Here is a 20,202-nt window from a genome sequence, read left to right on the forward strand (position 1 = left end):
AAGACACAAAGAGAGTGTAGCATTTCACTGTGACTCTCCACCGCTGTGGGCACTACGACATCACAAGGCTTAAAATTGTAGAGAGCATGACTAGAAATAGTCGGTTTTTTTACGTCTGCAGAAAATGAAATGTGCGAATTAACACACTCATAGCAACACCATCACGTAGGTCGGGCGAGCACAGCGACTCCCAACGTTAAAATCACATTATAGTGTTCTTATTTCACGAGCTGGATTACCCGCTACTACGGTATTAGCCATTACATTTTTAGTAACCACAGCACCCGCACCCACAATACTATTTTCGCCTATATTAACTCCAGCAAGAATAATAGCGCCTGCGCCAATCCATACGTTATTGCCTAACGCGATAGGTGCTGCAAAGTTTTCCTTATTAAGCCTTTCTGCTGGATTAGTAGCATGTGACACAGCTAAAAGCTGAACGTTCGGGCCTATTAAGCAGTCATCACCTATGGTGATTGAGTAATTGGCTAATGGCGAATCGAGAAGTGTGCAATTAATATTTATAAAAGTACGATCACCAATAACTATTTGATTGCCATAATCGCAATGAAAACCTGATTCTATAATTACCTCTTCACCGCATTGTGCGAACAGCTCTTTAATACGCTTTAAATTACCTTTGCTCGGGCTTTTATTGAATAATCGGCATATCTCGCCTGTTTGTTTTCTTTGCATTAAATATGGCTTAGTCACGCTATTAAATAATTTCATTGAGTTTGTTATTCATTTATATGCATACATTATTAAGTATTATCTCATGCTTATGTATTTTACTGAAAAGTTGTTATTACCTTTTTGTATGGGCTAAAAAGGTTTTAAACAAATTTTGACTTTTATTATATTCCTTTTTAAAAAAGCTTTAATAATGTAAAATTCATGTTACAAGGAGTAAGTAATGAAATTAAATAAACTAACTAAATTATTCTGTTTAACAATTATTTTAGCCGGTTGTGGGGGAGGGGGTAATGATGCCAGCCAACCTGCTAATAATGATTCTGGTTCTTCTGAAAAAACTAAATTTGTTAAGCCTGATTATCAAAATACGCCTACCTATGACGGTGAGTTATCTTTATTCGAAATAACAGCAAGTAATGTAACTCAACTAACAACTCAGTACTCATATCTAATAGATAGCCTAAATTCCATAGTATTTGGAGAGGATTATCAAAATCTATTTCTCCACGACCCAGTGCTAGATAACCAATCTGATAATTTCGGTTGTGTTACTGGCTCTGCTGACATGAAAGAGGAAGAGGCTAATCAGCACTATATAATTACTTATAACAATTGCTCTGCTGCTGGGTGGGTTTTTAATGGGCAATCTGATATTTATATCGAAAACTCTAACGCTGAATTTGTTTTAGAATATGGGGTAGTACCTAGTTTAACAATTAGTAACGAAGTGCTTGGGGTTACCTATTTAACAGAAGGTTTTGCTATTGCTAATAGTCAGGGAGTAAATAGTGACAGTAGCGCTACTGTGAATATTCAATTTAAAGGTGCTGATGAAAATTCGCTTGATATTTTATTCTCTAATGTAAGGCTTGATGCTGTTTTAGATGCAACGAATGTTGGGTATGGTATTGGTTTTAATGGTGAAGTTTATTTTAGTGATTTAGGAAAACTAACAATAAAAACTGATGAGTTTTATCCAACCAATGATATATCTCTGCCTTCAATAATAGGAGCAAAGTACACCCTAATATCACAAAATACTGCCAGTGTAGATCTCAAAGCTAATGGCATTTCGACCATACATCTATCTAATGAATTTTTACCACTAGAGTTTTATTTAACTGACTTAGATAATGTTTATAACAATACTGCCAACTCTGTTCCTATAGCAAGTATTTCAGGCTCGAACAAAGCTCTAAGACACTCTATCCTTACTCTTGATGCAACGCAGTCCAAGGACCCTGATTTTGAACCATTAGGTTATGAGTGGAAATTAATAACTTTTCCGCAGAATGCTAGTTGGCAACTTGGCACCGGTAGCAAAATTGACTTTATTGGAGACCTACCTGGCCTTTATCGTATTTCGTTAACAGTTGTAGACCCAAGTGGTGCAGAAAATACTGTGGAGCATGAGTTTAAATTAGAAAAACTGCCAGCAATTTTTTCTGACATTACTGCATATGATGAAATAGAATTAGGTGAACACTATACAGCCATGATTAACTTATCTAATGATGAGTTCGATGGTCCTTTTGAATACAAAATTGCTTATGGGCCAAGTAATATCTCGATTTCAGAACAAGGAGAGATTAATTGGTTAAGCAACGCGCCTGACTTTGGTAGTAATTTAAACGTAAATTTTGCTGTTGATATCTCAAACTCTGACAATCAAATAAGAATTAAGCACCAAATCAACCTTCAATCACTCGGTGGCGTAGATAATCGCTCAGTTGGTTATGTGAACAACTCAACATCCAGTGTAGCTTCAATTAAGCTTTCGAACCAAAAAAGGGGTGTATTACGCGGTAATGATAATTATATCTTAAGTCTCAGTGAGACAGGGTTGCTAGAATACAATAAATGGATACCTCCCTTACCTTCAAATGTTGAGCATGTAGGTGCATTTCTTAATCAGTCAGGGACGCAACTAAATTGGCTAAGTATTACTTACAACCAAGAGGCAGCTAAGCATCAAATATTTTTAACTAATGAGGGCTCAAGTAGTTTGCTGATAGATGATGTTTCGGCTGAAAATTATAACTCTATGGTATTTGATTACAACGGCGATGGTATTGAAGATATTCTTCTTTCGGCGGGGCATTCGTATGATAGCTATCTTATTAATGGAAATGATCTTTCTATCACTACGCTTATTGTTGCGCCGGACCTTTCACTTAATTATTCAAATCGCTTGATTCAAGTTTGTGATTTGAATAACGACGGCTTTAAAGAGTTAATTGATAGGGAAAGTATATTTGATGTCAAACAGAACAAATACCTGATAGGACCCTATTCTGAATATAAATTTAAGGCATTTACCAGTGGTGATAATTGTCGTGTAACTAGATATAAGGCCTCCGAACATTATAGTGAACTAATATGGTGGGAAGGTGGTGAACTGCAGGTGGGTAGTGAAAAGTTTGAGACTAATTTCAATGATGGTATTTCGATTAGCCTTGAAGTAGATAGTCCTTATAGTCATGTTTATTTTTCTAATTCAAAAGAGCTTTATTACTTTGATCAGCAGTGGCAATTGTTCTCTGTATCTATTGCTGAAAACCCCATTGGGAGAGTAATAGGTGCTGTTGATTTTGATAATGATGGAATACAGTCATTATTAGTAAGCAAAACAGATAGTTTAGAAGGAAGTTATTTATACGAAGAATATGCGATGCAAAGCTTTAGCTATGAGAATGGGCTATGGCAGCTTGAGTATTCATCAGTGGCTCAAGGTCAACTTCCTAATCTTCATATTGTTGGTGCTGTTGATGATACGGTTAGCATTTCAGATTTTGGCCGTTCGGCTAAGGTAACGCACAATAATGCACCTGTTACTTTCACTGGAGAGATGCTGTTAACGCAAGATAATGAAAATCAAATTGAGTATTCATTAACTCAAATTAACAACGAGACATTTATTGTTAAACGCAATACAGGTTCAACCAGTGTAATTTGGCAAACTAGCGTTGCAGAAGTGACTTTTTCTAATTCGTATGATTTTGCTTTTACAGAGTCCGAAACACACTTGAGCTTTAAAAGTGATATTAGATATTACACAATCGCTAAACAAACAGGAGAAGTCGTATCAAGAGCCTACTTTCCTTACTTGCCGTCTGAGGAGTTGTCAAAAATAATAATAGGTTATTACGATTTAGGTATAGCTTTTTACGAAAATCCAAGCTTATCACCCATTTCAATTGACAGTAGCAATTGGCCTGTACCTTTAGATTTCTTACAAGAAACAACAAGCCATGTAGCGCATGTACATGCTATTCAGCTAGATTCAGATCCTCAACTAGAGCTAATAATTGATTATCGTACTTTTGGTACTTTCGATGAAGAAGGTGGTTTAATAGTATTAGATACGAAAACGAAAGCATTAGAAATTTTGGACGAACAACAAATTAAGGGCTTTACAATTTACCACAAAGAGAAAATCCTCGATGAAGCTATAGGTGGCGTTTATGGCCGAAACTATCTGGCGCATTACTCTATAGAAAAAACAATTAGCCTAGTGGATAAGTTATCAAATCAAGTTATTTGGGAGAGTCCACAAATCTCGAATAATTACCACGATGTATTAATTCAAAAAGATGAGCGTGATTCTTGGAGTTTATATATTTTAGGTAGTGAGTTTTTAATATATCCTTATTTGAACTAAAAAATAATAGCGTGCTCAGTAATCTAGTTTCTAGCTCACTGAGCAAGTTAGAATGTTTCACCACATCTACATGCTGTTAAATTAAAAAGCGCACATTGCGCTTTTTTTACTCATTCACTTGCCATTTAGGTTGTTTCGTTTAAAATCGCATAACTTTCGAAATGAAACTTAATTCACGAGCTTTATGACTAAACGAAACACACAGCAGCGTCGTCACAATATACTGGTTCAAGTTAATGAATTAGGTGAAGTAGCCGTTGAAAAGTTAGCACAGCAGTTTCAAACATCTGAAGTAACCATTCGAAAAGATTTAACCGCGCTTGAAAAAAGTGGCTTATTGCTGCGCCGTTACGGCGGTGCTATTGCTCTGCCTAAAGAAATTGTTAGCGATGAAATAGATTCAAAGCGCAAAGTCGCAATAGCTAAGGCTGCAGCAAAACTTATAAAAGATCATAACCGCATTATTATTGATAGCGGGCGTACTACTGCTGCGATGATCCCCGAGCTTGCTGATAAGCGTGGGCTAGTTGTAATGACAAACGCAATTAAAGTAGCGAGTCGTTTATTAGCACTTGAGAACGAGCCAACACTTTTGATGACCGGTGGGACGTGGGATCCGCATTCTGAGTCGTTTCAGGGGCAAGTTGCCGAAAATGTATTATGCTCTTACGACTTCGATCAGCTCTTTATTGGTGCTGATGGTATAGATGTAAAACGTGGCACAACAACCTTTAATGAGTTAGTTGGTTTGAGCCAAGTAATGGCAGAAGCGGCTCGTGAAGTAATTGTAATGGTTGAATCAGATAAGATTGGCCGAAAAATACCAAATCTAGAATTACCGTGGAAAATAGTAACCACATTAATAACCGACAATGGCTTAGCAGACGATAAACGCAAAGCAATTGAGGCGTGTGGTGTAAAACTAATTTGCGCAGAGATTATACAGTAGCTACTGAGTAGCAAGTATTTAAAAAATTAATGGAGACACTATGTGTGGAATAGTTGGGGCAGTTGCAGAACGTCCAGTAAACAAAATTTTAGTTGAAGGCCTTAAGCGTCTTGAATACCGTGGTTACGACTCAGCAGGCGTAGCATTGCTTGATGGCAACACACTTAATACTGTTAAAGCAGTAGGTAAGGTAGTTAACGTAGAAGCTGCGCTAGAAAAAGCAGGCGTTAGTGGTCATACAGGCATTGCACACACACGCTGGGCAACACATGGTAGCGTTACAGAAGCAAATGCTCACCCGCATGTATCAAATAACCAGCTAGCACTTGTGCATAACGGTATTATTGAAAACCACGCAAGCCTACGCGCATCGCTTAAAGAAGAAGGCTACGAGTTCTTATCTGAAACCGATACCGAAGTAATGGTGCATTTAATTCATAAGCTTCGTAAGCAGCACACGACTTTACTAGCATCAGTACAAGCTGCTGTTAAACAGTTTGAAGGTGCGTTTGGTACAGTTGTATTTGATAAAGCAAACGACAACGAAATCATTGTAGCGCGCTCAGGTAGCCCTCTTGTTATTGGTTTAGGCCTTGGCGAAAACTTTATTGCGTCTGATCAGTTAGCACTATTACCTGTTACTCGTAGCTTCATCTTTTTAGAAGAAGGCGATGTAGCGCGTATTACACGTGACACAGTAGAAATTTTTGATGAAAATGGCGACGCAGTTGAGCGTGAAGTGATTGAGTCAAACATTACGCAAGATGCATCAGGCAAAGGCGATTACCGCCACTACATGCTAAAAGAAATCTACGAGCAGCCACTTGCAGTACGTAATACGCTTGAAGGGCGTTTAAACGACGATCGCGTAGCAATTGATGCGTTTGGCGACAGCGCTCAGCAAATATTTAAAGATGTAAAACACGTACAAATTATTGCCTGTGGTACGTCATACCACTCAGGTATGGTTGCACGTTACTGGCTTGAGCAATTTGCGGGTGTTAGCTGTAATGTAGAAATAGCTTCTGAATTTAGATACCGTCAGTCGTTTGTTCATGAAAATAGCTTACTTGTTACTATTTCTCAATCGGGTGAAACTGCCGATACGCTAGCTGCATTACGCTTAGCTAAAGAGCAAGGTTACATGGCCTCAATGACCATTTGTAACGTACCTGGTTCATCGCTTGTACGCGAATCAGACCTTGCCTTTATGACCAAAGCTGGCGCTGAAATAGGCGTGGCTTCTACTAAAGCATTTACAACGCAATTAGTTGGTTTGTTAATGCTTACTGCGTCTATAGCTCAAGAAAAACAGCTTGATCAAAGTGCTATTGTAAATGCTATAAAAGTACTACCTGCTAAGCTTGAAGAAACATTACTGCTTGCAGATGGCATTGCAGACCTTGCAGAAGAATTTGCTGACAAGCATCACTCACTGTTTTTAGGTCGTGGCTCACAATATCCAATCGCAATGGAAGGTGCGCTTAAGCTTAAAGAGATTTCGTACATTCACGCAGAAGCCTACGCAGCGGGCGAGCTAAAACATGGGCCACTTGCGCTTATAGATGCCGACATGCCAATTATTGTTGTAGCACCAAACAATGAGCTATTAGAAAAGCTTAAATCAAACGTAGAAGAAGTACGTGCACGTGGCGGCATTATTTACGTATTCGCAGATAAAGATTCACACTTTGAGTCAGACGACACAATGCGTGTTATCAACGTAAACCACACTGACGACATTATTGCGCCAATTGTTTACACACTGCCATTACAGTTACTGTCGTACTACGTAGCAGTAATTAAAGGTACCGACGTTGACCAACCACGTAATTTAGCTAAATCAGTTACTGTTGAGTAAAATCAATAGGTTGGTAATTACCTGTTAAAGATAAAAGGCGCTCAATGCGCCTTTTTTTGTACCTCAAAGCCTGTTAGATTAAATAACACACTATTTTATAAAGGATTAGCTATGCGTTTATTCACTGCTATTTTTATATGTAGCTTATTTATAGTTTCTAATAACACACTTGCAGAGCCTGATTTAAAACAGCAAACCATTAGCTATAAGCAACAAACGCATACTATCAATTCAGTAATTTTAAATGAGCTACGTACCGTTGTAGTTCAACTTCCAAAGAGTTACCAAGCTAATCCAAACAAAGTTTATCCAGTTATTTATCGCCTAGATGGCGCGGGTAACATACCGCTTATAAGTGCTGTAATGGATCGACTGCAAAATAATAATCTTGCGCCTGAGGTTATTATTGTCGCTATTGAAAACACCAATCGCTTAAGAGATTTATACCCCACAGTTAATAAAGAGCCACAAGGCCCGGTAGGTGAAGGTGGTGGTGCAGCAAGGTTTTTAGCATTTATTGAGCAAGAGCTTATGCCCTTAATTAATAAAAACTATCGTACGCATAACTTTAATGTGATTGCTGGGGGCTCAGCAGCAGGCGTGTTTGCACTTTATACTATGCAAGCTAACCCTGAGCTTTTCCAAGCGCATATTGCTTACAGCCCTGCCGTTTGGTGGAACTATGGCGCATCGGTAAAAAGTACAAAATCGTTTATAGCTAAAACAAAAGACCTGAATAACTACGTTTATATCAATATTGGCGAAGAAGCCGGCATAATGCGTGAAAGATACGATGAATTACAGCAATCACTGCAATCGCATAAAGTGCGAGAGCTACGCTTCTTTAGTAATGCGTTTGACGGTGTCTCGCATAACCTGACTTCCGTTGCTGGTGCATTTAATGCCTATCACAACTTATTTTTGCCTAAACAAATGCCCATAAGTGATTTAACTGACGATGTAGCCTCTATTGATGCTTATTATCAAAACTTATCTCAACAATGGGGCGAGCAGGTTGCGCCACCAGACCGCGCTGTTAGATCACTCGGTTATAACTTAACGGGCAGCAAGCAGTTTACCCGCGCTATAGAGGTGTTTAAGTACAATATAAAAAACTACCCAAAATCAGTCGATGCGCTTTCAGCCTTATCTTATGGCTATGAAATGCAGGGGGATACTCGTCAAGCGCTTGAAAATATGGAATCTGCTCTAGCAATTGCAGATGACTCATACCCTTATATAAATTACTTAAAAGAAACAAAAGCTAGACTACAAATAGCTTTAGGCAAAGACGAAACATAACCACTTTTTAATCCAACTCGATTGTTATATATTTAAAGAGAAAAGGGAGTAACAGCTTTTCTCTTTTTCTAAAACCACATTAAAATCACTAACCCCTACTTAACGGGTAATAAATACGCTAAAATTGCAGGCTATTTTAGTAATGAGCCCGCAAATTTTATGACCTCAGCCGCAAATCCTAGTAATTTCAACGATCTTGGCCTAATTCCAGAGCTAATTGCTCGATTGTCTGATCTTGAATACACACAACCTACACCTATTCAGGCACAAGCAATTCCGAGTATTTTGACGGGAAGTGACTTAATTGCGGGGGCAAATACTGGCTCAGGTAAAACAGCGACGTTTGCTTTACCTATGCTACAAACCCTATTTTTAGAGCAGGGCGCTAAAAATACTGCCAGCAAAGGTAACTTTGTTACTGGGCTTATTTTGGTACCTACTCGCGAGCTTGCAACGCAGGTGGCCGATAGCGTTAAATCGTATTCTGCTAACTTTAATGGCGCAATTAAAACGGTGGCCGTGTTTGGTGGTGTGTCGGTTAATACACAAATGCAGGCACTGCGCGGCGGCGCCGATATTATTGTTGCAACGCCAGGTCGTTTGCTTGATTTAATCTCAAGCAATGCTATTAAGCTCGATAAAGTGACGACCTTAGTGCTTGATGAAGCCGACCGTATGCTAAGCCTTGGCTTTGCCGAAGAGCTGGCTGATCTTTTAGCGTTAATGCCTGCTAAAAAACAAACCATGTTGTTTTCAGCGACCTTCCCAGAGCAAGTTAAGCTATTAACGCAAGAGCTTTTAAACGAGCCAGTTGAAATACAAGTTCAAAGCAAAGACGAAAGCACCTTAGTACAACGTGTTTTTACGGTTAATAAAGGCGAAAAAACCACGGTTTTAGCGCATTTAATTAAAACACATAAATGGCGCCAAGCATTGATTTTTGTGAACGCGAAAAAAGACTGTGAGCACCTAGCGGCTAAGCTTGAAAAACGCGGTGTTAACGCACAAGTTTTCCATGGTGATAAAGGCCAAAGTGAGCGTACTCGCGTAATAGAAAAATTTAAAGCTGGCGAAATCGAAGTACTTATAGCCACCGATATTGCTGCACGTGGTTTAGATATTGAAAAGCTGCCAGTGGTAATAAACTTTAATCTACCACGAAGCCCTTCTGATTATATGCACCGTATTGGTCGAAGCGGCCGTGCTGGTGAAGTTGGTTTAGCGTTATCGTTAATTGATTATGAAGACTTTCATCACTTTAAAATTATTGAGAAGAAAAACAAACTCCGCTTAGAGCGTGAAGGGGTTACAGGCTTTGCCGTTAACCAAGCTAATCTTGATGCTGCCGAGGCGCTTAAAAATGAAAAGCCGATGGCAAAACCAGAAGGTACAGGCAAGAAAAAGAAAAAAAATAAAGCGGATGATATAGATGATGTATGGAGTGGCTGGCGCCGTAAGTAACAATAGAGCTAAATAAATAGCTGTAAAAAACCCGTAATTAGTAAACCTAATTACGGGTTTTTTACTTTGTGGCTTTAACTTAAAGCGTTAGTTTTAAATTAATGGTCGTGATCTTCATCTTCTATTTCTTGTGCAATCCCTAACCAGGTAATGCTTGCAGGTGGAAAAGTTAACTCTAGCTCACTTTCAATTTCTAAGTCTTCAAGGTGTACTTGCACAACGTGCTGAGCAATAGGGTCGGCTACATAAGCAAACTGACCATTTTGTGCCACTGTCATGCTAAAGCTCATGCCCTCTGGCATGGTTGATACATCTTGCTCGGTAATATCAACTTGGCCTTCATGCTCCCAATGCATTTCGCCATCATGGTCGTGTGCGCTAAATACATTTAAAAAGCCTAAGCTGTCTAATATTAAAAAGTGCTCGCCATGGGCAGAAAAAGAGTACGACACAGCACTTGCGCCATCGGCTAGTTGCCATTCTAATTCTTCCATTTGTGCTGTTGCTGGGTTAATAGTTACAATTACGGCTTCGCCGCCACCATGGCCAGACGCTACACCAATAAAGGTCTCGCTATCTTCGTGGCCATAAATACTACCAATACGTAAATCGCCAACGGCTGCAATATTCGCTATTTTTTCAGCTTCGTATTCATCTTCGTGCTGGTGGGCTAATAACACGCCATCGCTACAACCAAATACTACGTAGTCGTGGTTTTGTGCCGCGCCGTGTAAATCAGGGCACGTAACTTCTAAGGTTTGTTCAAGCTCGTATTCACCATCATGAAAGTGATAAACACCTACTTGGTCTGGCAGTACTTTAGCAACCGATGTGCTTTCGCTGTCATCACGGCGAAGTGTTGATAATAAATGCTCACCGCGAGGCTCTGCTACACCGTGCATATTCATATCGTAGCTAATACCAGGTAGTGTTGCTGTTGCGCTTGTTATGTCGTTATCTGTTAATACTTCAACAGAGGCAACCGTACCTGAGTCTGCATCACCATCATAAAAAACAGCTAATTGCCCGTCGTGAGTTATTAAGTGAGTAGGGCGACTGCCACTTGTTAACTCATAGCTGCTAGCCGCTGGGCTTTGCTCATAATCGTGCAGGTGCTCGCCATGGTCTTCACGCCATAAACCACCATCAATAAAGCCTAAGTAATCCTGTGCTCTGCTTACAATAACGGCATAACGAAAATCAGGTGATGACGACAGCGTGTTTGAATCATTCGTCAGGGTAAATGTTTCAAGTAAAGCGTTGTCATCTAGGTCATAAAAGCTGGCTTCGTTGCTGTTGCCTGCAAGCACAGCTAATCTGCCTAATGAATCAATTGTGTAGCCATCATCATGGTCGTGATCATCATCGTCATGGTCGTGATCATCATCGTCATGATCGTGCTCGTCCTCTACAACAATAGGATCTTTTTCTACAATATTGGTCTCTGCATCGCCACAGGCTGTAATAAATGTAGTGCTAATAGCCAGTGCAATAAGCTTTAATTTGTATAGTTTTTTCATGTTTATTTCCTTTAATTATAATTTTTTAATGCTTAAAAATAACCGCGAATGCCTAGCGCAAAGCTACGCCCTGGACGTGGTGCTATACCTTTTACAAACGAGCTGTGCACGCGTGCTTCTGTATCTGTTAAGTTGGTGCCTCGCAGGTAAACAGACATATCTTGGTTTAATACTGAAAGGTCGTAAGAGATGCTTGCATCCACCAATGTGTAGCCGTCTGTTGCTGTTTCTTGTGGGGCTGTGCGGTCTTGCTTTTGATAGCGAGTAACGTGAATATGCGCACTTAATTGATCTGTTTGATAGCTTAACTCGCTACCAAAACGAAGCGGTGGTGTACGGGGTAAATCGCCGCCGTCTTTAAGGCGTGCACGCACGTAATCAGAGAATAAATCTACTTTAAACTCATCGGTTAATTGCCACGCAATTTGCGCTTCAAAACCGTGTAAAATTACGTCGTCTGTTTTAAATAAATAAACAGGCAGTTCTGATGAATGGTCGTGTTCGTCAGCGCCTTCTTCATCGCCATGGTCGTGGCCACTTTGTGCGTATAAACCAGTGTCTATTTGGTAATAGTAGTTATCTACTTGGTTGTAAAAGGCATTTAAAATAAAGCCAACATCACCTTGGGTTTTACGTAGGGTTAAATCGATATTATTGGCTGTTTCCAGATCTATTGCTTGATCAGATAAACCCAAATGGCCATCTTCATCTAAATCAAATAGTGCGCCTACTTCGTAAGTGCCAGTGCCAATATGCGGCCCAAACGATAACAACTCAGAGGCAGAAGGTGCGCGTTCAGAGCGCGATACCGAAAGCCCTAAGTTATAGTTAGGTGTAAAATCCCATACTACCCCAGCCGATAAACTGATTGGCGTAAATTCATGCTCTACGTCAAATACGCGAGTGGTTTCTGCGCTTTCTTCGTGGTCGTGATCATGCTCGTCGGTTTCTTGCGCTTCATCATGTGCGTGAGCGTCAATATTTGGCAGTAATACGTCGCCTGCTTTAATTGTTACACGCTCAATACGCCCACCTAACTGCACTAAAAAATCCCCAAAGTGCCTTTCTTCCATTAACGCTACAGCAAAGCTTTCGGTCTCTGATGGAGGAGTAAAAGCCTCTTCACCTTGTGCTTCAACATCGCTTTGTTTGTAATGAAAGCTAATGCCGCCATTCCACTCGCTAAATTGGTTATGTAGTAGGTCTATGCGTAATTCGTTTGTTTCGTTTTTAAATGTGGTGCCTACAGCGCCACCTTCAATTTCAGCGTGTTCGTAGTCGGTATGGCCAGCGCGCAGGTTAACTTTGTTTAGCCATTTATTATCTAGGTTGTACTCACCTAATAATTGCACTTTAGTTTGCTCTAAATCAGCAAATACCCTTTCTTCTTCGTCGCTGTGTTCTTCTCCTTCCTCCTCGCCGTGCGTATGGCCTGGAATACCGTATTGACGATTAAATTGCTCTACTGCTAAGCCAATAAAGCCGTTATCTATTAAATAGCTAGCGCCAACAGTAAAACCATCAGACTCTTCATTACTGTTTTCAACTTTGTAATCGCCACTATGGCCTTCGCCGTCGCTATCTATATCAGCAGCTACAGGTACCTCGTAGTCGTCGGCTTCACGCCAAAACGCATCGGCATAAAAAGCCACCGAGTCTGTACCTGTGGTGGCATTAAACGAGGCCACTTTTTGGTTATCAACCGAGTTATGTTCTACGTTCCACTCGCCGCGTGTTGTGCTGTCGGTTGGTACGCGGTTATCTACTACATTTACTACGCCACCAATGGCGCCACTGCCATAAAACAGTGTTGCAGGGCCGCGTAATACTTCAATTTGTTGTGCTGTAGACGCCTCTGATGCAACAGAGTGATCAGGGCCAACGCGAGACACATCACTTACATCAAGGCCATTTTGAGTAATAAGTACACGAGGGCCGCTTAAACCACGAATAATAGGTGTGCTGGCTACCTTCCCGTGAAAGTTAGTATTAACGCCTGGGAGTTTTTCAAGGCTGTCGCCAAGGGTTGCTGCTTGTTGTCGTCTTAGTTGTTCGCCAGATAAAACACTAACAGGCGACGCAGATTCCATTGCCGACATATGAATAGGGGTTGCTTCAATATCAATAACTTCAATAGGCGAGCGCTTTAAATTAAAAGTAACCGATTGGTTTTCATCATTCGTTATTGTTATATCGCGATGAAGGTGAGCATAACCAGGGGCTACAACATGTAGCTCTTTTAAGCCATTGTTTAGCTCTGCTATTACAAATTTACCGTTTTCATCGGTGGTTACTTTAAGGTCTGAGCCTTCAACTTCTACTGTTGCATTGGTAACTACTTTACCTTTGTTGTTTAAAACAACGCCCTCTATTGTGGATGCAAGCACACTTGCAGGTAATAAAGCTGCTATGAGAACAGCTAATTGTGATCTACGTTTCATTTGACTACCTTGGTGGATGTTATATTATATCAATTATGCGAGAAATGTTATAATGTATCAACAGTAATTAACTATTGTTACTTAAATGTCTTTTAAAACGTAAAGCCGTTGTTTATAAATTGATGAGTAGAGGAAGTAATGAAGTCGAGTCAAAGTGTTATGGATCGCATGGCGATTGGGTTCTCGTTAATGTGCACAGTACATTGTTTTGCAACCCCGGTTATTTTAGCGCTATTGCCAAGCTTTGCTGTACTGCAAATAGATAGTGAACAATTTCATTTATGGATTCTTGCGGCGGTACTGCCAACAAGTTTATTGGCATTAAGCTTAGGCTGTAAAAAGCATAAGCGTTTACGTTATATGGCCTGCGGCGTTATTGGGTTAGCCTTTATGATATGTGCGGTATTGCTAGGGCATGAGGTTGCCGAAAAAGCGTTTACTTTAATTGGGTCGGTTTTTATTGCTGTAGCTCATTGGTTTAATTACCAACAATGCCTTAAACAAAATGACGATAACTGCCCGTGTTCAAGCGCTGAAACTGATCAGGCAGCTTAGCGTTATCAGTGCTACAAACAGCTAACATGTAGCACTGCCTTTCAATATTTAACTTTGTTTTTTAATAGCCTAAAGCTAAAAGTGAGTTAAAGTAGTCATTCAATATCGATTATTACGCTTGGCTTAGGTTAATTAATATAAATGAATACTGCTTTAAAATCCCTGCTGCTACTTTGCGCTTTAGTGTGTTTAAAATTAAGCGCAAATACTCCGTACCAAATCCCTAGAAGTAGTGTTATTGAGTTAACTGAGCCTGCTACTAAACGGGTATACCCTGTTTTTATTCAGCTCCCTAAGTCATATAAAAAGCAGCCTGAAAAAATATATCCAGTTATTTATTTAACCGATGCACCGTATACGTTTCCTATTGTGGCGGGTGCTACACGGTTTCCTATGAATAGCGGCAATATGCAAGAGGCTATTATTGTGGCGATTAGCTACGAAAAAGGATCTAGAGGGTCTAATAGTCGAATTAGAGACTACACCCCAAATAAGGCTCAAAGCTGGAAAAAGCAAACCGGTAACGCTCAAAATCATGCGCTGTTTTTAAAAAATACTGTGCTGCCATTTATACAAAGTAACTACCGAGCAAGTAGCACACAAAAAACCTATATAGGTAATTCTTTAGGCGGGTTATTTGGTGCCACTATTTTATTTACGATGCCCGATTTATTTAACAATTATATAATTGGCAGCCCATCGGTTTGGTTTAACAGCAATGCAGTATTAGCGCTACAAGCACATAAGCCTAAAGTGCCAACAAAGGTTTATATATCGGTAGGGGCAAAGGAAACGCCAAGCTTTGGTGAAGGGCAAAATATGGTGGCAGGGGCAAAGCTATTAACGCAAAAAATTAATGCACTTAGCAGTGACAATATTGAATTAAAAAGCGTTGTTATTGAAGGGGCGAGCCATGCAACCGCATTTCCTACTACAGCAATACAAGGGCTTGATTGGGTGTTGGGAATGACACCAATCGACTTAAATATTTAATCATTCTAGCGTGCTAAATAGAGCGCTAACAGCGTTATAAATTTCTCATGTAGAACAGCTACATGTCGATATTTATGCCTTGTTATCACGCTATTTATCTGTCGCTATAAATGCCTAATAACTTAACACGATTGGTGTAGCCAATAAGCCCTAAAAGGCATTAAAAGCTTAGGCGCTTTCAAGTTCCTTTTTCCAGTTTACCAGCACTTCAATAAACTCAGGGCCTATACCACAGCAGCCACCAATAATGCTTGCGCCCTGGCTGTGCCATTTTTTAGCAAAGTCTAGATATTCTGAAGGTGAAATATCGCGATACGCTTGTGAGCCTTCGTTGGCTTTGTAATCGCGTGCTATAGGTGTAAAGCCATTAGCAAACGCCCCTAAAACAACACTTTTATTTTGCTTGGCTAATACTGCGTTGGTATCGCTAAAGGCTTGCTCTATAACTTCAGGTATTGAACAGTTAAAGAAAATACCAGCAACATTTTGTTGAAGCAAAGCCGTTACTGCGTCACTTACCAGCTCACCAGAGCGAAGTGTCGCTTGCTCGCTTATCACATCAGTTAAAGTAAATGCGTAATAACATGGCTTGTTTGAGCCTTTAAGGACGCTTGCCATAACGTGCGCCTCTTCAATGCTCGATATAGTTTCGCCAATCCATAAATTTACGTGCTCGTCTTGCGCTTTGTATAGCGTATCTAAAATAGTAAATGCGCGTTCGCTTTCAAATAGTTCAGGGCGGTAAGAGCCAAATGCTGGTGGTAATGAACCTGCTACTAATACATTTTGTTTAGCATTTTGAGCTACTTCTTTTGCAATAACGGCAGCTTGCTGTGCAAGGGCTGCGCCTTGAGCTTGATATAGCTCTTCACCTAAATGAAAGGGCACACAGGCGTAGCTGTTAGCTGTAATTATTTCAGCACCGGCATCTATAAAACCTTGATGAGCCTGCGTTACAAAATGCGGAGCTTCTATTAATGCTTGTGCACTCCACAGTGGCTGTGTAAACGGTGCGCCAATGCGCTTAAGTTCACGTCCCATGCCGCCATCTAAAATTGTTACCTTTTTCACTTATGGACTTCTATATGTCTAAATAATATGGCGCTATTCAAACATATTTTTTAAAAAATTATAATGAAACTTCATCAGGTTGAGCATGAATAAAGCTAAACCTATTAAATGAGTTATAAAAATGCACAAAAAAAGCGACTACCTAATAAGGTGTCGCTTTTTAGTAAGTATGATTAGCTTACTTATAAAAGGCTTCAACAGTGCCTTTTCTTGTAAGTAAAAGAGGTTGTCCGCGACGATCAAGCCCTTTTGGAGATGCAAACTTTATCCAACCTTCACTGATGCAGTATTCTTCAACATCAAAACGCTCTTTGCCGTTGAACGTGATACCAATATCGTGTTCAAAAACTTCTTCCACATGATGTGGGCTACGTGGGTTGATAGAAAGGCGATCTGGTAAAGCAGGTTTTGCGGTAGTGTCGTTCATGGTCATATTCTATATTGAATGAAGTATGCGCTATTGTAGGCAATACAACGCTTTCGCTCAAGAGAGATAGTAGTAAATGTGTTTAAAAATGTACTAATTAATGAGTTGTGTATACAAATGAGATTGCGCTTGGAAAATATTTACAGAGGAGGTTTTGAAGATATTCGACTAAATAATTATAAAGGTAAATATATTAGTGGGTTATCTCTAACCCACTAAATTGTTTAGCAATTAGATGCTAACAATGTTCTCGGCTTGTGGGCCTTTTTGACCTTGAGTAACAGTAAACTGTACACGTTGGCCTTCAGCTAAAGTTTTGAAACCGTCGCCAGAGATTGCGCTAAAATGTGCAAAAACGTCTGCGCCAGATTCTTGCTCGATAAAACCAAAACCTTTTGCTTCGTTAAACCATTTTACTGAACCAGTAGTTGTATTAGACATAATATGTATCCTAAAAAATTAATATAAGTGTGCCTGAAAAGAGGCGATTGAGCCGGAAAAAATAGTTAACTTGAGGATATCGCGTGGGATTATTACTAAAACAACGGGGTACTAACAAATAAAACAAAACTTCTTTCAAACTAGTATTCAAAATGGGTTATTGCTAACCCATTTTAACGAAAGCAATTAGATGCTAACGATGTTTTCAGCTTGTGGACCTTTTTGACCTTGTGTAACAGTAAATTGTACACGTTGGCCTTCAGCTAGAGTTTTGAAACCGTCGCCAGAGATTGCGCTGAAATGTGCGAAAACATCAGGACCAGATTCTTGCTCGATGAAACCAAAACCTTTTGCTTCGTTGAAAAATTTAACTGTACCAGTTGTAGTTGTAGACATAATAGTATCCTAAGGATTAATAAAAGTGCGCCTTAAATTAGGCAATTTAACAGGAAGAAAACATACATTTAACTGAGGATAACGCGAAGGATTATTACTAAAACAACGTGGTACTTACAAATAAATAGGGTTTTCTGTCAACCCGATGCGAGGCAGGATAACAGTAAATTAAAGTATATACCAAGCCCTATTGTAAATTTATTTTAGAGTAAGTACTTTATTTGTTTGTTGTTTTTTTAACTAATTAGTTATGATTAAGATGATATTTTATACTTTTAAAATAAAGGTAAGCTTTGTTTAATCAATACGTTAAGCCTGTTTTTGTGCGTAGTTTTAAAGTAGGCAGAACACAGCTTTTAATTGGTTAAAACATGACCTAATTACCTACTAATTTTTTTGAGATATACCCTAAATAATGTAATTCTTTAGCTCCAAATTACAAATCCAAGTATTAATAACGCAATCCAAAGTGTTTCAGCCACAATTAAAATAATGGGTTTCATACCTACTTCGGTTAGTTTTCCTAAATTAGTTTTCATACCTATGGCTGAAATAGCAGCAATTAAAAAGAACTGTGAAAGTTCGTTAGCGGTTTCAAGTACTATTGTAGGAACTGAAAAGCAGCTATTTATTACCATAAGTATTACAAAGCCAATTAAAAACCCAGGTACTTTAGGTAACTCTCCGTGTTTTTCTTTATTTGAGTGATTAATAACAACCATCATAATAAGTACAACGGGTAGTAGCATTGCAACACGTACTAGCTTAGTTAGAGTTGCTATATCGCCTGTCTCGGGTGATACCGAATAACCTGCACCCACTACCTGGGCTACATCATGTATTGTGCCACCTAAAAATACGCCTGCATTATGGGCGTCAAACTCAAGATAATTAACCACGATAGGGTAGAGGATCATAGCGATAGTCGACATAGCTGTTACGCCAATAACGGTTAATAGGGTATCGCGTTCTTTATGCTCGCTGTTTGGCATAATAGACGAGATAGCCAGCGCAGCAGACGCTCCACAAATAGCAACCGAGCCACCTGTTAGTGCACCAAAGCGTTTTTGTAAGCCAAATACGCGCGCTAGCACTACACCTAAAATAATAGTGGTAAATATGGCGCCCGCTAACATAAGTGCTGTTTGCCAACCCAGTGTTACTAAATCTCCCAGCGCTATGCGTGTGCCTAGCAGTACTATACCTACACGCAAAACCGTGGTGCCGGTAAAATCGATACCTTTGGCGCAAGGGCTATCGCTTTGATACAAAAATGAGACTGCCATACCCAGTAACAAAGCAAACAACATGGCTGGCGCGCCGTAATGCTCACTCAAAAATAAGGCGGCAAGGCCAGTCATTGCAGTAATGCTGGCACCTTGCCATAAAGGTGATATTTTACAGCTTAATTTACTGCTTAAGCGCTGCATTACGCTTTAGCTGCGGTAAGTGCTACTAATACTTGGCGCTTACGTTCACCTGTAAAAGGGCGACGACCATGCATAGCCATTTCGTTATCAACTAAAGCAACGTCACCGTCTTGCCATGCAAGATCAAAGGTAAATACTTTAGAAAGCTCAACAATTTTATCAAGTCCTGCTTTGGGTATTGCACTACCATCGCCAAAAGTAATGGCGATTGATGGGTTTTCGCGTACACCTTTCCAGCCCATGTAAGCGGCAATCAGTTGGTTATAAAAAACCTGTACGTTATTTTCAAGAGTTACTACCGCAGGCAGTACCGGTGTAACGGCTTTTAGTGAGCCGTCTTCAAGCCATTCCCACTCGTAACCAAGTTCGGTTAATTTATTATGTGCTTCGTCTTTGGTTTCTACACTTAGCGTACTTTTCCAGCTTCGGCCTTGGCCTGATGTTGCGTCGTCAGCGGCTGGCATATAGGTGGTATATTTTAGGCCTTTGTGTTCAAAATCATGGGCAAGTTTACTGTCGTATTCTTTTAATGCGCTAAATAACTTATCTGATCGGCAAAGAGGTGTTGCACCACCTTCTTCTGCGGCCGATTTACAAAAGAAGAATAACTTACTTGGCGAAATAGGCGTTTGCGCCATTTCGTGATGTAAGTATATTTCTACATCTTTTGGCGCTTCGTTGGCTGTAAATACACGCTCGGTAAAATTAATACGTACCGCGTTAGACAGTGACTCTTTATAAGTAAAATTGTCGTAATCAAACCCTGCTGAAAAAGTATCAAAGGTTTCGGCGCTATTTACCGGGAAGCCACGAAACAGCACAGCACCTGAGCTGCGAAGCTTTGTAGCCAGTTCACTTTTATTCGCGCGAATGAAAGCTACCGCTTCTTCAACGGTGCTGGCGTTATTGTTATTAACCACAATGCACGGAAAAACCGAATCATCGAATGTTAATTGAGTTGGCACTGAGGCGTAGTTAATTTCGGTAGCTGACAT

The 20,202-nt window shown here is 39.9% G+C and carries 16 protein-coding genes; 7 read left to right on the forward strand and 9 right to left on the reverse strand.

Features of this window, described 5'->3' with window-relative positions; genetic code table 11:
• Nucleotides 1–207: 207 nt before the first annotated feature.
• Nucleotides 208–735, reverse strand: a complete 528-nt coding sequence (locus tag H5089_RS14410) for a sugar O-acetyltransferase (RefSeq protein WP_182712489.1) — start codon at nucleotides 733–735, stop codon at nucleotides 208–210.
• 184 nt (nucleotides 736–919) lie between these two features.
• Here H5089_RS14410 and H5089_RS14415 point away from each other — a divergent pair, with 184 nt between their 5' ends.
• The 5 genes from H5089_RS14415 to H5089_RS14435 all read left to right on the forward strand — a co-directional run bounded on the left by H5089_RS14415 (nucleotide 920) and on the right by H5089_RS14435 (nucleotide 9,933).
• The gene (locus H5089_RS14415; protein ID WP_182712490.1) at nucleotides 920–4,360 is read left to right on the forward strand and encodes a VCBS repeat-containing protein; all 3,441 of its coding nucleotides are present in this window, start codon (nucleotides 920–922) and stop codon (nucleotides 4,358–4,360) included.
• Nucleotides 4,361–4,544: 184 nt separating this feature from the next.
• Complete coding sequence (locus H5089_RS14420) at nucleotides 4,545–5,309, forward strand: DeoR/GlpR family DNA-binding transcription regulator (RefSeq protein WP_182712491.1); 765 nt, start codon at nucleotides 4,545–4,547, stop codon at nucleotides 5,307–5,309.
• 40 nt (nucleotides 5,310–5,349) lie between these two features.
• Nucleotides 5,350–7,170 (forward strand): glutamine--fructose-6-phosphate transaminase (isomerizing), encoded by a 1,821-nt coding sequence (gene glmS, locus H5089_RS14425; protein WP_182712492.1) that lies wholly within the window; start codon nucleotides 5,350–5,352, stop codon nucleotides 7,168–7,170.
• A 111-nt stretch (nucleotides 7,171–7,281) separates the two neighbouring features.
• Entirely contained in the window at nucleotides 7,282–8,472 is a 1,191-nt protein-coding gene (locus H5089_RS14430) for an alpha/beta hydrolase-fold protein (RefSeq protein WP_182696079.1), read from the forward strand.
• Nucleotides 8,473–8,631: 159 nt separating this feature from the next.
• Complete coding sequence (locus H5089_RS14435) at nucleotides 8,632–9,933, forward strand: DEAD/DEAH box helicase (protein WP_182712493.1); 1,302 nt, start codon at nucleotides 8,632–8,634, stop codon at nucleotides 9,931–9,933.
• A gap of 98 nt (nucleotides 9,934–10,031) precedes the next feature.
• Here H5089_RS14435 and H5089_RS14440 read toward each other — a convergent pair whose 3' ends face one another.
• Together H5089_RS14440 and H5089_RS14445 are read right to left on the reverse strand one after the other, a co-directional pair.
• On the reverse strand, nucleotides 10,032–11,453 hold the full coding sequence (locus H5089_RS14440; RefSeq protein ID WP_182712494.1) for a 5-methyltetrahydrofolate--homocysteine methyltransferase: 1,422 nt from the start codon (nucleotides 11,451–11,453) through the stop codon (nucleotides 10,032–10,034).
• Between the two features lie 32 nt (nucleotides 11,454–11,485).
• Complete coding sequence (locus H5089_RS14445; protein WP_182712495.1) at nucleotides 11,486–13,894, reverse strand: TonB-dependent receptor; 2,409 nt, start codon at nucleotides 13,892–13,894, stop codon at nucleotides 11,486–11,488.
• A gap of 138 nt (nucleotides 13,895–14,032) precedes the next feature.
• Here H5089_RS14445 and H5089_RS14450 point away from each other — a divergent pair, with 138 nt between their 5' ends.
• Both H5089_RS14450 and H5089_RS14455 read left to right on the forward strand, forming a co-directional pair.
• Nucleotides 14,033–14,449 carry a MerC domain-containing protein gene (locus H5089_RS14450; RefSeq protein ID WP_182712496.1) on the forward strand — a complete coding sequence of 139 codons (417 nt, stop codon included), beginning with the start codon at nucleotides 14,033–14,035 and terminating at the stop codon, nucleotides 14,447–14,449.
• Nucleotides 14,450–14,590: 141 nt separating this feature from the next.
• Entirely contained in the window at nucleotides 14,591–15,442 is an 852-nt protein-coding gene (locus H5089_RS14455; RefSeq protein ID WP_182712497.1) for an alpha/beta hydrolase, read from the forward strand.
• 168 nt (nucleotides 15,443–15,610) lie between these two features.
• On the opposite strand, the gene H5089_RS14460 is transcribed toward H5089_RS14455, so the two are convergent.
• The 6 genes from H5089_RS14460 to H5089_RS14485 all read right to left on the reverse strand — a co-directional run bounded on the left by H5089_RS14460 (nucleotide 15,611) and on the right by H5089_RS14485 (nucleotide 20,202).
• Nucleotides 15,611–16,513, reverse strand: coding sequence for a homocysteine S-methyltransferase family protein (locus H5089_RS14460; RefSeq protein WP_182712498.1), 903 nt, complete (start codon nucleotides 16,511–16,513; stop codon nucleotides 15,611–15,613).
• A gap of 178 nt (nucleotides 16,514–16,691) precedes the next feature.
• Nucleotides 16,692–16,940, reverse strand: coding sequence for a DUF3297 family protein (locus H5089_RS14465; RefSeq protein ID WP_002963088.1), 249 nt, complete (start codon nucleotides 16,938–16,940; stop codon nucleotides 16,692–16,694).
• A 231-nt stretch (nucleotides 16,941–17,171) separates the two neighbouring features.
• Nucleotides 17,172–17,381: a cold-shock protein gene (locus H5089_RS14470; protein ID WP_007580429.1), complete on the reverse strand. Its 210-nt coding sequence runs from the start codon at nucleotides 17,379–17,381 to the stop codon at nucleotides 17,172–17,174.
• A gap of 186 nt (nucleotides 17,382–17,567) precedes the next feature.
• Complete coding sequence (locus H5089_RS14475) at nucleotides 17,568–17,777, reverse strand: cold-shock protein (protein ID WP_024595869.1); 210 nt, start codon at nucleotides 17,775–17,777, stop codon at nucleotides 17,568–17,570.
• 425 nt (nucleotides 17,778–18,202) lie between these two features.
• Complete coding sequence (locus tag H5089_RS14480) at nucleotides 18,203–19,207, reverse strand: YeiH family protein (RefSeq protein WP_182712499.1); 1,005 nt, start codon at nucleotides 19,205–19,207, stop codon at nucleotides 18,203–18,205.
• Nucleotides 19,207–20,202, reverse strand: a complete 996-nt coding sequence (locus H5089_RS14485) for a TauD/TfdA family dioxygenase (protein WP_024595867.1) — start codon at nucleotides 20,200–20,202, stop codon at nucleotides 19,207–19,209. Before H5089_RS14485 ends, H5089_RS14480 begins: the two co-directional genes overlap by 1 nt.

Origin of the sequence: Pseudoalteromonas sp. SR45-1 (assembly GCF_014163655.1) — a bacterium.
In the GTDB taxonomy this organism is placed as follows: domain Bacteria; phylum Pseudomonadota; class Gammaproteobacteria; order Enterobacterales; family Alteromonadaceae; genus Pseudoalteromonas; species Pseudoalteromonas distincta.

Bases quoted from the DNA above. Each gene is read 5' to 3' on its own strand.
- H5089_RS14455 (WP_182712497.1), top strand. From the start codon at position 14,591: ATGAATACTGCTTTAAAATCCCTGCTGCTACTTTGCGCTTTAGTGTGT.
- H5089_RS14420 (WP_182712491.1), top strand. From the start codon at position 4,545: ATGACTAAACGAAACACACAGCAGCGTCGTCACAATATACTGGTTCAA.
- H5089_RS14480 (WP_182712499.1), bottom strand. From the start codon at position 19,207: ATGCAGCGCTTAAGCAGTAAATTAAGCTGTAAAATATCACCTTTATGG.
- H5089_RS14410 (WP_182712489.1), bottom strand. From the start codon at position 735: ATGAAATTATTTAATAGCGTGACTAAGCCATATTTAATGCAAAGAAAA.
- H5089_RS14475 (WP_024595869.1), bottom strand. From the start codon at position 17,777: ATGTCTACAACTACAACTGGTACAGTTAAATTTTTCAACGAAGCAAAA.
- H5089_RS14465 (WP_002963088.1), bottom strand. From the start codon at position 16,940: ATGAACGACACTACCGCAAAACCTGCTTTACCAGATCGCCTTTCTATC.
- H5089_RS14435 (WP_182712493.1), top strand. From the start codon at position 8,632: ATGACCTCAGCCGCAAATCCTAGTAATTTCAACGATCTTGGCCTAATT.
- H5089_RS14450 (WP_182712496.1), top strand. From the start codon at position 14,033: ATGAAGTCGAGTCAAAGTGTTATGGATCGCATGGCGATTGGGTTCTCG.
- glmS (WP_182712492.1), top strand. From the start codon at position 5,350: ATGTGTGGAATAGTTGGGGCAGTTGCAGAACGTCCAGTAAACAAAATT.
- H5089_RS14485 (WP_024595867.1), bottom strand. From the start codon at position 20,202: ATGTCAGCTACCGAAATTAACTACGCCTCAGTGCCAACTCAATTAACA.
- H5089_RS14415 (WP_182712490.1), top strand. From the start codon at position 920: ATGAAATTAAATAAACTAACTAAATTATTCTGTTTAACAATTATTTTA.
- H5089_RS14440 (WP_182712494.1), bottom strand. From the start codon at position 11,453: ATGAAAAAACTATACAAATTAAAGCTTATTGCACTGGCTATTAGCACT.
- H5089_RS14430 (WP_182696079.1), top strand. From the start codon at position 7,282: ATGCGTTTATTCACTGCTATTTTTATATGTAGCTTATTTATAGTTTCT.
- H5089_RS14470 (WP_007580429.1), bottom strand. From the start codon at position 17,381: ATGTCTAATACAACTACTGGTTCAGTAAAATGGTTTAACGAAGCAAAA.
- H5089_RS14445 (WP_182712495.1), bottom strand. From the start codon at position 13,894: ATGAAACGTAGATCACAATTAGCTGTTCTCATAGCAGCTTTATTACCT.